This is a genomic window from Vibrio thalassae (assembly GCF_900089835.1).
Taxonomy (GTDB): domain Bacteria; phylum Pseudomonadota; class Gammaproteobacteria; order Enterobacterales; family Vibrionaceae; genus Vibrio; species Vibrio thalassae.
This window is the reverse complement of the sequence record NZ_OANU01000064.1, coordinates 1-12,506: the sequence shown is the minus strand read 5'-3', so window position 1 is coordinate 12,506 and position 12,506 is coordinate 1. Positions and strand designations below refer to the sequence as shown.

Genomic DNA, 12,506 nt, shown 5'->3' with positions numbered 1-12,506 from the left:
AGCTGCGGTCTTTTTTTGATGTCATTGGATAGTAAACTTTTTATGAAATGTGCCTTTTCAAGCGATTTTTAAACTACGAAAAATTTAAACAACTTCTTGCAAACTACTGGACAGAAATTGTCTACGTCCGTTCGTTTTTTACATGCCTTATTTAACCGTTATCCTCACGAAAGTGAGGATCTCCCACAGCATGTGGATGACTGAAAATATTCGACTAAATCACTTAAGTGACCTGATCTTCGCGACGCGCTGAATGAGCTCCCTTTCTGCTTAAACTCATAATCCTAGATATTAACCATTTAAGATGAGTTCTACATCTTTGGGGATTAACAATAAACGTTATTATCCGCCGATAGCTAGTTAACTTGCAGCGCGAACTTTACCTTGTCTCAAATCACTCAACACCTGCACCTTAGGACCATCTGCAATGATTGCTCCTTTCTCCATAACAATCACCCTATCCACCACATCCAGCATCGATGTTTTGTGAGTGATTAAAAGAAGAGTCTCAGATTCCTTGAGCTGTTTTAGCTGGGTCTTAATATGCAGCTCAGAGCGGTTATCCATTGAACTTGTCGGTTCGTCCATAATCAATATCGGTGGACGTGCTAAAAACGCTCGTGCAATAGCAACGGCTTGACGTTGACCGCCAGATAACAGCAAACCGCCCTCGCCAACCTGACGCTCAAGACCCGCAGGATCTTGCTGAGTAAATACAGTCACCCCTGCACGGTTTGCAGCATCCATTACATCACGGTCGTCGACCAATGGTCGTCCTAGTGTGATGTTGTCGCGAATAGAGCCATAGAATAAGGCACAATCTTGCGGCACACAGCCTATATTGCGTCGTACGTCGACGTGATGCAATTGAGCGATGTCTGTGTCATCAATTCGCACATGACCCTCTGTTGGCTGATAGAGGCCCATTATGAGACGCTCTAGCGTGGTTTTACCTGAGCCAATACGTCCAATAATCGCCACTTTTTCACCAGGTTCAATGGTTAGGCTTAGATCTCGAATGGATGCCATTGGAGACTCTGGGTAGTGGAAGGTTACGCGATCCAATTCGATTTTGCCGTGGATAATTGGGCGATGAATATAGCGTTTTCCTTCTTCTTGTTCGTCGGGCATTGCCATCACTTGTTCAATGATGGTCATGGACGATTTCGCTTGATTGTAACGTGTAGAAAGCAGTGAAAGCTGAACCAAAGGGCCAATAGCTCGACTACTTAGCATAGTCGCGGCAATCAGGCCGCCCATGGTGAGTTCACCTTCGGCTATAAGGTAAACCCCAAGAATAATCATACCGATGTTGGCTGATTGCTGAACAAATCCTGCGGTGTTTTGGATTCCATCAGTAATGCGTTTGCTTTTGATATTCCAGTTCGCCATGTGTGCGACGGCTTCTTCCCAACGATACTGATACTGGCTTTGGGCACCGAAGATTTTTACCGTTTCCAGACCAGCCAAACTTTCAATCAGGTTGGCGTATTTTTGAGAAGCAAGGCGTGAGCCTTCTTCAATCGTTTTACGCAGCGGGCCTTGTATCAACATCGAGTAGATGATCAATATCAACACACCGATGATTGGGATAATGACTAAATTGCCCGCCATGAGCCAAATAAGTACCAAAAATAGCAAGGCAAACGGCAAATCGATTAATGAAGCAATCGTTGCAGAGGTAAAGAATTCGCGAATCGATTCAAACTCTTGTAAGTGACGAGCAAAGGCCCCCACAGATGGGGGACGCGATTCCATTCTGATGCCCATGACTTTGCTAAAGAGCTTTGATGAGATCAAAATATCCGACTTTTTCCCAGCCACATCAATGAAGTAGCTACGCATAAGCTTAAGTACTAAATCGAATCCGAAGACAATAAATATCCCTGCCGCCAGTACCCATAGTGTTTCAAATGCAAGGTTAGGTACTACTTTGTCATAAACAAGACGAGTGAACAGTGGTGCGGCTACAGCAAATATATTGATCAGTAGCGAGGCAATGAGCACATCACGGTAGATGCTTTTCGATTCCCATAGAGTGCCCCAGAACCAGTGACCGTCACGAGTTTTTAGAACTTCCGGGGAGCGCTCGTCATATCGGAACTGCTTCTTAACCAAGAAGTAGCGGCCTGTGAATTGTTCTCTTAAATCCTCGAGCGGAACGGAAATGGGGACCATGCCGGACTCGAGTGTGATCACTTCCGCTTCATTGGCATCGGAGTCAATGCTGTTTAGTACACAAGCATCGCCACCTTTTAAAAGCAGTATGACAGGGAATACTATGCTTGGGATTTTTTCTATATCAGAGCGGTTCTCTTTCGCGACCAATCCAGCGCGCTCGGCTGAGCGAGGAAGTAAGAACGGTGTGAGCTTACCTTCCGACAGGGGTAAGCCATTCACCAATGCTTCTGGAGAATTAGCTAAGCCGTAGTATCGGCTGATATAGATAAGCGAGTTTAGTAACGGATCCTTCATGGATTCTGCACCTATTATTTGTCCACGATAAAGCCTTGGAATACATCCACAAAGTGCTCAGACAAGAAGTCGAGCTGAGTTTGTGTTTCCACTCGTGAGGCAATAGCTTTAATACCCAAATTGTGCGCCGTTCTCGAAATCGATGTTAGCGTAAATTTTTGTTTCTCATCGTCAAGCTGGTGGGTATAGAGATAATCCAGTTTCACATAATCCGGTCTGAACTCGTTGAGATATTCCAGTGACTGGAAGTTCCGACCATAGTTATCAACACCGAACTTGGCACCTTCATTGCGAATAGCGTTACAGAAAAGTGCGGTATGGTGCGGATTATTGATAAAGCAGCTTTCTGGGATCTCAAAGTGTAGTTTATCGTTAATATCACGATGTTTGGCGAGCACTTGGCTAATCCAGCGAATAAAGCTTGGTTGAGCGATACTAGTTGGAGTGATGTTAATCGCCATTGAATCGGACATTTCTTCTCGTTCGAGCTTGTTAATCACCGACATAATAACGTGTTCATCAAAGATATGGCTGGCATCAAGCTGCTCTAAAGCGAGTAGGTATTGATTGGCTGTATAGCGTTCGCCATTCATTTCGATTGCGGAGAATACCTCGCGGTGATATGTCTCGCCGCCACTGCTGTTTGCTGCTTGGAATCTAAAGGTGACTGCATCGTTGCTGATTGCTTCTTCCACCAGTAAACGCCATTGCTGTTTACCCATGATGACGCCAGTATGCTCACTAGAGATATAACCATAATCGATTTCCGGATTGGATTTCGCTTTGGTCAATGCGTTATCAAGCACGGAGAGCATTTGCGTTGAGTTCTTACGCTCTTCGTTAAAGACAACGCCTAGCGATGCGTTGGCTTTGCTCAGACCTGTAGGATCTGCGTTTAGATCTTGAATACAAGTAATGATGCTATTTGCCGCGAACTTCAATTCGCTTTCATCAATATTAGGGAATACAAAACCAAACTCATCGGTTGATATACGGGAAATGACAGTGTTTGGAATATTGATCGTCATTGATAACAGGTCAGACAGCTCTCTTACTAATCCATCGCCAGCCTCGTAGCCATCAGCTTTGTAGGTTTGTTTAATGAATTCAGCGTGTAAGATAGCCACACCGCCTAGCGAAGATTCTGAAAGCCACTGATTTAGCTGACCCATAAAGAAGGCGCGGTTACCAAGTTGAGAGACTGGATCCATATAAGCGCGTTCACGGAGCTTCTGTGCTTCTTTCGCTTGTTGTTTAAATGATTCTTCAACATGAGCAGACATGCTATTAATGCCATCAACGACCGCGATTAAGTCTCTAGTATTTGGGCGAAGTAGAGGTTCACCAAATTGCTTATTCGCTACCTGCTCCATTTTGGTTACGATAGCTCTAAGTGGTGTGAGAGCTCGTCTCAGGATAAGGGCTATAGATAACAAACCTAAGGTAAAGATAACAACGAATGCGCCAGCAAGACGCTCAAACGCTTGCCAAAGCTGAGCGTAAGCTTCGCCGGGGTGACTGATGATTTCGACTTCCGCCAATTGTAGCCAACCGCTAGTAACCACGCGAGAATCATGAATGGGCGTAAAGAGGTTCAGGTTGGTAAACCAATCAGGTACTCCGTTGGGTTTGATTGGATAACTGCGAACAATCTTTTCATCGGTCTCTAGGAAAACGAGTTTTACCGTGGAATAAGTACTGCCATCAAATAGCGCATTAATCACAGATTCAACCGCAACCTTGTCTTGTGTCTTCAAGTAAGGTGCTAAGGCTAAGCCCACGGTGTTAATCGTGTTGTTCACCTCTGAGCGTTGTTGCTGCTCTAGGAAGTTTTTAGTCGTGTTGAACTCGATGATAAACACCGACGTCAATAGCATAATAAATACTGCTATCATGCCGACCACTAGCTGTCTGTATAGTGTCATAATTGTTTACTCGTCGTAATTTACCTTAGGTTTCCTTAACGTCAATGAACGCTCTCGGCTTCGCAAATCATTCCATAATTTCAGTCTCGACGACTTTCCGGCTAATTTGCCTTGGGTGGTTTTCATGGTCCACAAGTTGCGACCATTAAAGCTGTAGATCGGTAGTAAATCGCCTCGCTTAGAAGCGGGTTTAATCTCACCAATCAGGTTATCCAAAATCAGCGGTTGTGAACGCGGTGTCTCGTAGTAAGCGAGTACCATGTGAAATTGGTTCAATTCGATGGCTTTGACGTACACAAGCCTCAGTTTTTTGTCTGGAATACCGAGTTCAAGTAGTGAGAAGTACTTAGCAATAGTAAAGTCTTCACAATCACCTGCATTACTGCCCAAAAATTCTAGTGGTGTGGCCCAGTAGTCTTTCTTACCCCATAAATGTATGTCGTCGACAAAGTTGAGTTGATTGAAAAACTGATTCACTCCAGCAAGTTGCTCTTTCTCCGATTTACCCTGTAAATCTTCGATAACAGTGCGCCAAGTTTCGACACGTTTACCGGCTCGAGGCCCATACGTTTTTGCTACGGTGCTTATCCAACGCTGCTCTTGCTTGGTATAGGCGTCACTGTGCCCAGCCAAAGAAATAGCTGTGATTACCCCGCATACCAACAGTGCGGTTTTGAACTTAGTTTGCAGACCTCCCGTCCGCTCGATTCGTAACACTACAATCCTTTATTCTTTCAGCGCGTTATTTTGCGCACTCAATATTGGTTTGAGTAGATAATCAAGAACCGTTCTCTTACCCGTAATAATGTCGACAGAAGCCGTCATGCCTGGAATTATCGGAAGTTGTTCATCATGCCCGAAATTGGTTTTGTCGGTTCTTACTCTTACGATATAGAAACTGTTACCTTCTTCGTCTTGAGTCGTGTCGGCACTGATATGCTCCACAGTGCCATCTAATCCACCGTACTTGGTGAAGTCATAGGCACTGAACTTGACGATGGCATGAAGGCCGGGTCTCAAGAAAGCAATGTCTTGTGGCGCAATTTTTGCCTCCACCAACAAACTGTCCTCGGTTGGTACAATCTCCACGATATCCATTCCAGGTTGAATAACGCCACCTACAGTATTGACGTTTAAGGTTTTTACCGTGCCGTTAACGGGAGAGACTACAACGGTGCGGTTCACACGATCTTCTAAGCCAATTGCTGATTCGGTCATAGAAGAAAGTTTATCTTGGGCTTGATTGAGCTTTTCTTGTTGTTCTGAACGGAATTTTTGTGCAATATCAATGCGACCTAACATGGACTCTTGAATAGCGGATTTTAAAGCAGGGACCTTCAGTTCTGTGGAGGTTAACTCACGTCGAGTGTCATTAACCTGACGCTGAAGTTTTAACAATTCGACTTTGGGAACAACACCCTCGTCGGCAAGGGGCTTAGTGATATTCAACTCATCACGTGCAAGATTATAGCCTTCTCTGAGGTTGTTAACTCGTGCTTGGATTTCTATCAGGTCCTGCTGTTTTTGACGAACTTGTTGGTCAATAACGGAAAGTTCATTGCTTAGCTCATCAAGGTCTTGGCGATATTCAGCTCGTTGCCTAGCGACCAGTGCTTTATTTTCTTCTTCAAATGACGGCTGAAAGGTGAGTTTGTTGAAGTCCAAAGTCACTGATTTTTGCCAATCTTCATCTTTGACGTTCTCATTGATATTAACGCTGTCTAATGATGCGGATAGTTGTAAAACGTTAGCGGTTAAGTTGAGAACTTGTTGTTCGCGTTCTCGGTAATCTGAGCGGAAACGTGTGTCATCAATAAGCAACAGTTGTTGGCCTTTTTTCACGTTGTCGCCTTCTTTGACCAAAATCTCTTTGACCAAGCCACCTTCAAGGTTCTGAATTACCTGAACTTGTGACGAAGGAATCACCTTACCTTGTCCGACAGTTACTTTATCTATCTCAGCCCAGGATGCCCAGACCGCTGCACAGATAAAAAAGAGCACCATGACCCACAACATGATCCGAGCACTGGTAGGGGTATTGAGGAGTAAGGCTGCTGTTTTATCGTCGATGTAGTCGAGTTCAGCGTCAGAAACCTTTTTGTATTCTTTTTTATCCATGTTTAACTCGAAACCCAAATGGCTAGGACTTATCTAATAATCTGATTTTATTACCATCGTTAATGAAATGTAACCTTTTCAATAACAAAGAGTCGATCTACTCTGCACATTTCACAATAAACGAATATCTCAAGAATGGTATCTGGTCATTAATTTTTAATACTATTCAGAAGTTTAGCAGTAGACTCATGAATATAACGTAATGAATAATCGAAAATTTGTCTATTTGGCTGCCGATAACAGAGGGCATAGATACAAACTAGGGGATTGGATTCAAAAATCGATAATAACATCCCGCTAGCGGGTTGTTTTCTCGTAGTTTAGAGCGCAGAATTTAAGAAAAACGTGAGGAGTGGTTATGGGAATTGAAGATATCCGCCGAGAGTATTCTCAAGGGGGATTACGTCGAAAGGACTTGAATAGCGATCCGATAGTTCAATTTAATCTTTGGTTGCAACAAGCGGTCGACGCCAAATTGACCGATCCTACGGCGATGACAGTGGCAACGGTTGACGAACGCGGAATGCCGTTTCAACGTATCGTACTGCTGAAAAACTTAGATAACGAAGGTTTTGTTTTTTACACCAATTTAGGCAGCCGCAAAGCGCAACACATTGAACATAATAGTAAGGTGAGTTTGCACTTTCCTTGGCATCCTTTGGAACGACAAGTGCATATTACTGGTGTTGCGGAAAAACTTACGGCGATGGAAAACATGAAGTATTTCACCTCTCGCCCTAAAGAAAGCCAATTAGCCGCCATTGCGAGTAGGCAGAGTAGCCGCATCTCAACTCGTGGAGTACTTGAAGGTAAGTTCCTTGAGCTAAAGCAGAAATTCGCTAAAGGCGAAATCCCGGTACCGTCATTTTGGGGGGGGTACCGTATTCGTCCTGAATCTATTGAATTCTGGCAAGGTGGTGAACACCGACTGCATGATCGTTTCTTGTTTAGTAAAGATGGTCAAGGTCAATGGGATGCAGAACGACTCGCTCCGTAACCATTAGCGCAAATATTGTTTCTAAGCTGCGGTTTTCGCAGCTTTTTTTATGCCTCAATCATCGATATCGCACAAATTACAACCACCGTAACTTATCGCTTCATGATCATGGTTCCGGAAGCTTGATCAAGTAAAGATCCTTTTTCGCAGTTCTAAGCGGGATACAAAATCATCACTCCGTGCCCGTTATCAGAAGCTTGGTGGTGATTACTTTTTCCAATTGCTATTGAAATGGGTATACTCGGCGGATCGAATCTCATTTTACAAGATGGCCGGAAACATGGTGACACGAAACAATGACATCCTTGATCATGCTTCCCCAAAACCAGCCGAAATCGTTCGGTTGCCGTCACATATGGACTCCCATGAACACCAATACACCCAAGTGGTGATTGGATTAAAGGGGAAATCGGAGTTTGAAGTCGGTGGTTTGGGTAATCTTGTTGGCCCGGGGCAAGGGTGCGTCGTTACCTCAGGCCTTGATCATGCTTTCGGTGGGGTGATTGATCAGCCTGATATTCTGGTGTTGAATATGCCTCTCCCTAACAATGACGATCCGATACTTCTTCATAGAATCAACGAGTTATCTCAATCCCAAACGTATTTTCAGTTGGATATCCAAATTCAAAAGCTGATACAACTGTTAGTGGCGGAAATGAAAAGCAGCCCTGATGATTTGCTGTTAAGTCGCGCATGTAATGACACGGTCGTAGCATTATTGCAGCGCCATATCTCGGATCTTAAAACATCACTTCGCGACTCACGATTCGATCTTGAACAGATCGATCGTTACATTGAACAGCACCTGTGTCATAAGATCTCTGTGGCTCAATTAGCTGGAAGCGTATTTTTAGGCGAAAGCCAATTTCATATGCTGTTTAAAGAGCAAATTGGTATTACTCCTCATCAATATGTATTGAACAAACGTGTCGATGCGGCAAAACGCTTAATTGAGCAAGGCAACTTAAACCTTGGTCAAGTCGCTGAGTTAACGGGCTTTTCAGGACAAAGCACTTTTACGCATGCCTTTTCACGCCTACAAGGTGTTTCCCCTTCACAATATAGAAAGCGCTTTTCTTGATCATTGCGATTCGCTATCAATACAAATCATCATGGCGTCGGGCCGCCAATACTCAAACTCACAATCCATTAATACCCCATATTGGTTAAAGTTCACTCGGCAGATTTTGACAACGGGTTGTCCCTCCACCAAGTTAAGGGCTCGTGCCACATGACTTGGAGCGGACGTAGGGATGACGTCAAAGTGTGAACGTTGGGTCTTAAATTGGTATTTCTCTTGGTAGCACTTAGTGAGCGATAGTGTCAGGTTCTGTTCCAATATTTTGGGGAATAGGGCGGCGATCAGACAGTTCTCTACAAACAGCACGACCCGACCATCGATATACCTTAAGCGTTCCACAATATGGATGGGTGTAATGGTATCTACGGCCAATGCCTTGGCGTACATTCCGCTCGCCATTTCACTTCTTACACTGACTAGCTTAGTTTCCGCAATACGATGCTGCTCGCGGATCATCTGATGAAAGTGACTGCGCGACAATGGGTTATAGCGAATACGTTCTGGAGAGACAAACCAACCTCGACGTTCCTCTCGATAAATCAATCCTTCAGTTTCTAGTGAAGTCAGCGCATCTTTAATGGTAATACGCGTAGTAGAAAACAGCTCGCTAAGGTCTCGCTCGGATGGCAGTTTCTGGCCTGCAATCATGATATTACTTTGGATTTGTTCTCGAATGGTCGTCTTTATTTTACTGAGCTGTGTGGTTTGGATTGGCATTGAGTGATCTAGTCCATGATTCATCGGCATCAACAAGATACGACAGGCGAGTAACAGTTTCATGACAGCAGAAACTGACTTATCAGTCACTGGTTTTCATAAAGTTGACGCATAACTGCCATCTAACCTCAATAAAAACGTCAAATACAGGCACATAAATTGTCACATTCCCCACATAGCATAAAAAGTGAACTTACTGACCTAGTCCAGAGGGATAGAGACAATGAAAACTTTGCTTAACCGTGCAAGTATCACCGCAAAACTCAGTGCTGTGACACTTATTGCCACTGCGATTTCTTCCACTGCTTTTTCTAACGATAGCGTCACTGCTCTTACAGAAGCGGCGAAGCAGGAAGGTGCGGTTTACAGTGTGGGGATGCCTGATAGTTGGGCAAACTGGAAAGATACTTGGAACGACCTTAAGTCTGATTATGGACTTAAGCACCAAGATACGGATATGAGCTCGGCACAGGAAATTGCTAAGTTTGAAGCGGAAAAGAAAAATGCAACTGCCGATATTGGCGATGTCGGTTTTGCGTTTGCTCGAGTGGCGGTTCAAAAGGGCGTAACGCAAGCGTATAAGCCTACCACATGGGACGAGATTCCTGATTGGGCTAAAGATAAAGACGGCCACTGGGCACTGGCATACACAGGGACTATCGCGTTTATCTCAAACAACAACTTGGTCAAAGATGCCCCAAAAACCTGGCAAGACCTTCTTGAGGGCGACTACAAAGTGACGGTCGGCGATGTGGGTGTGGCAGCGCAGGCTAATAATGCCGTATTGGCGGCAGCTTTCGCTAACGGTGGCGATGAGTCTAACCTTGGCCCAGCGATTGATTTTTTCTCTAAGCTTGCCAAGCAAGGGCGTCTATCATTCACTGACCCTAGTATTGCCAACCTTGAGAAAGGTGAAGTAGAAGTGGCAATCCTTTGGGATTTCAATGCGCTTAGTTATCGTGACCAAATTGACCGCTCACGCTTTAGCGTCAATATTCCGCAAGATGGCTCAGTGATCTCCGGTTACACCACGATCATCAACAAGTATGCGAAAAACCCTAACGCTGCAAAATTAGCTCGTGAATACATCTTCAGTGACCGAGGACAGATCAACCTAGCTGAAGGTTACGCACGTCCAATTCGTTCCAACGTCAAGTTACCTGAATCGGTACAAGCTAAACTGATTGCCAACGACCAATACGGTAACGTTCATCCAGTCACAGACTTTAAAGCTTGGGAAAAGTCAGCGCGTCGTCTGCCTCGCCAGTGGCAAGAAAACGTACTGATTCACCAACAGTAATTTGAGACTTTTATACAGAGGTAAGTATGAGCAATAAGGTTATCCTTGTTGTCCTCGATGGTCTCAATTATCAAGTAGCCCGTGATTGCATGGGCTACTTGAATGGCTTAATCGAGCAACAAAAAGCGACGTTGTACCCCATTCAATGCGAACTCCCTTCCATGTCTAGACCACTCTATGAGTGCATTTTGACCGGAGTTCCTCCCGTCATAAGTGGCATCGTAAATAATGAAATCGTTCGTTTGTCGAATCAAGAATCGGTATTCAGCTTGGCGAAATCTCAGGGCAAAGTAACCGCGGCCGCAGCGTATCATTGGGTTAGCGAACTCTATAACCGTGCGCCCTATAATGCAGTGCGCGATAGATTCACTGATGATGAATCGTTGAACATTCAATATGGTCGTTTCTATCATTGGGATCATTATCCTGACGAAGCTCTGTTCCTTGATGCCGAATCCGTGAGGCAGAAATATCACCCCGACTTTTTACTGATACATCCTATGAACATCGACAATACTGGGCATAAGCATGGTCTCGATTCTAGGCAGTATCGAAACAGTGCGAGAGCCGCCGATATTTTTCTATCTAACTACCTTACGACGTGGGTAGAGGCGGGCTATCAAGTGATGATCACCAGTGATCACGGTATGAATAATGACTTGTCGCATGGCGGTATTTTGCCTGAAGAGCGCGAAGTGCCACTGTTTGTTATTGGTGATCAGTTTACCCATGCCGCAACGGATGTGAATCAAACGGAGCTTTGTGGCATCTGTTGTCAGTTGCTTGGACTAGAACATCGCAAGCCTTACTCACCGGAATTGATTGCATTATGAGTGGCGCAGCATTAACACCTGCTTGTTCAGATGAGCAGCGAATAAGCAGAAAACAATCACTGTGGAACAAGTTCAAACCGCTACTCTGGCTTGCGCCATTTGTGCTGTTTTTCTACCTGTTTCAGCTTGCTCCCATGGTTTGGGTCTTCTTCAATAGTTTTCAATATGATGGCGTGTTTTCGTTTGAGAACTATGCAGAGGTCATCGATTCGAGTTTTATGATGCAGGCCTTTAGCAACAGTATTTGGCTATCGATTTGGTCGAGTGTCATAGGGTTGGCTATCGCTGCTCTGTTGGTATCATCACTGCGCCGAGTGGACAGCAAGCTTCGTGATGGCGTGATTGCTTTTACTAATATGAGCAGCAACTTCGCTGGTGTGCCGTTGGCATTTGCGTTCATTATTATTTTAGGGGTTAACGGTGCCGTCACGCTGCTGCTGAAGCAATATGGGTTGATTGAAGGTTTCAACCTGTATGGCAGGTGGGGACTACTGGCTATCTATATCTATTTCCAGGTCCCACTTGGTGTGTTGCTGCTTTATCCTGCTTTTGATGCGCTGCAAGATGATTGGCAGTCGGCATCTGCGTTGCTCGGTGCCAAAACGCATCAATATTGGACTCAAATAGCCCTTCCGGTGTTATCACCAGCTCTACTTGGCACCTTCATTATTCTCGTCGCCAATGCCATGGGCGCGTATGCGAGCGTCTACGCACTAACAACCGGTAACTACAATGTGATTACGGTACGAATTGCGAGTTTGGTGTCTGGCGATTTGTTCTTAGAACCGAACCTTGCTGCAGCAATCTCGGTGATTCTCATGGCCATTCTTGCCTTTATCACCATCATCAACCCCCTGTGTCAGGATAGTTGTCGCCCTTAATCCTCAATAAAAGTAAAACAGGGAGCGGTAAGTTTAATTAAGTGAAGCGTTATTCAGAAGAGCATAAGAAAGCAACTATTCGCAGGTTTGTTGAAAGTGGTTTATCCTTGCGGGAGTTTGCAGATAATGAAGGTATGCATATCTCTACTCTGCACGATTGGAAGAATAAGTATTTAGAA

11 protein-coding genes are annotated in these 12,506 nt (G+C 44.6%); 6 read left to right on the top strand and 5 right to left on the bottom strand.

Translation table 11 applies throughout. The annotated features are described in order from the left end of the window. Positions 1 to 360: 360 nt before the first annotated feature. The 4 genes from VTH8203_RS16025 to VTH8203_RS16010 are packed head-to-tail and all read right to left on the bottom strand — an operon-like array spanning position 361 to position 6,518. Positions 361 to 2,475: a type I secretion system permease/ATPase gene (locus VTH8203_RS16025; protein ID WP_096994571.1), complete on the bottom strand. Its 2,115-nt coding sequence runs from the start codon at positions 2,473 to 2,475 to the stop codon at positions 361 to 363. A gap of 14 nt (positions 2,476 to 2,489) precedes the next feature. Next, the gene (locus VTH8203_RS16020; protein WP_096994570.1) at positions 2,490 to 4,400 is read right to left on the bottom strand and encodes a bifunctional diguanylate cyclase/phosphodiesterase; all 1,911 of its coding nucleotides are present in this window, start codon (positions 4,398 to 4,400) and stop codon (positions 2,490 to 2,492) included. Positions 4,401 to 4,406: 6 nt separating this feature from the next. Then, a complete protein-coding gene (locus VTH8203_RS16015) occupies positions 4,407 to 5,066 on the bottom strand; it encodes a transglutaminase-like cysteine peptidase (protein ID WP_096994662.1) in 660 nt (219 codons plus the stop codon). A 60-nt stretch (positions 5,067 to 5,126) separates the two neighbouring features. Next, positions 5,127 to 6,518, bottom strand: coding sequence for an HlyD family type I secretion periplasmic adaptor subunit (locus tag VTH8203_RS16010; RefSeq protein ID WP_096994569.1), 1,392 nt, complete (start codon positions 6,516 to 6,518; stop codon positions 5,127 to 5,129). Positions 6,519 to 6,876: 358 nt separating this feature from the next. Between VTH8203_RS16010 and pdxH the strand changes: the two genes are divergently transcribed. Continuing rightward, positions 6,877 to 7,515 carry a pyridoxamine 5'-phosphate oxidase gene (gene pdxH, locus VTH8203_RS16005; RefSeq protein WP_096994568.1) on the top strand — a complete coding sequence of 213 codons (639 nt, stop codon included), beginning with the start codon at positions 6,877 to 6,879 and terminating at the stop codon, positions 7,513 to 7,515. A 280-nt stretch (positions 7,516 to 7,795) separates the two neighbouring features. Continuing rightward, positions 7,796 to 8,596, top strand: a complete 801-nt coding sequence (locus VTH8203_RS16000; protein ID WP_096994567.1) for an AraC family transcriptional regulator — start codon at positions 7,796 to 7,798, stop codon at positions 8,594 to 8,596. Here the strand turns inward: VTH8203_RS16000 and VTH8203_RS15995 are convergent, their stop codons facing one another. After that, positions 8,597 to 9,313 (bottom strand): UTRA domain-containing protein, encoded by a 717-nt coding sequence (locus VTH8203_RS15995; protein ID WP_096994661.1) that lies wholly within the window; start codon positions 9,311 to 9,313, stop codon positions 8,597 to 8,599. A 223-nt stretch (positions 9,314 to 9,536) separates the two neighbouring features. Here VTH8203_RS15995 and VTH8203_RS15990 point away from each other — a divergent pair, with 223 nt between their 5' ends. The 4 genes from VTH8203_RS15990 to VTH8203_RS25550 all read left to right on the top strand — a co-directional run. Further along, complete coding sequence (locus VTH8203_RS15990) at positions 9,537 to 10,613, top strand: ABC transporter substrate-binding protein (protein WP_096994566.1); 1,077 nt, start codon at positions 9,537 to 9,539, stop codon at positions 10,611 to 10,613. A gap of 26 nt (positions 10,614 to 10,639) precedes the next feature. Then, the gene (locus VTH8203_RS15985; protein WP_096994565.1) at positions 10,640 to 11,446 is read left to right on the top strand and encodes an alkaline phosphatase family protein; all 807 of its coding nucleotides are present in this window, start codon (positions 10,640 to 10,642) and stop codon (positions 11,444 to 11,446) included. Next, positions 11,443 to 12,327 (top strand): ABC transporter permease, encoded by an 885-nt coding sequence (locus VTH8203_RS15980; RefSeq protein WP_096994564.1) that lies wholly within the window; start codon positions 11,443 to 11,445, stop codon positions 12,325 to 12,327. Before VTH8203_RS15985 ends, VTH8203_RS15980 begins: the two co-directional genes overlap by 4 nt. A 41-nt stretch (positions 12,328 to 12,368) precedes the next feature. Further along, positions 12,369 to 12,506, top strand: a 138-nt coding sequence (locus tag VTH8203_RS25550; RefSeq protein ID WP_158296062.1) for a transposase, incomplete at its 3' end; no start/stop codon positions are given.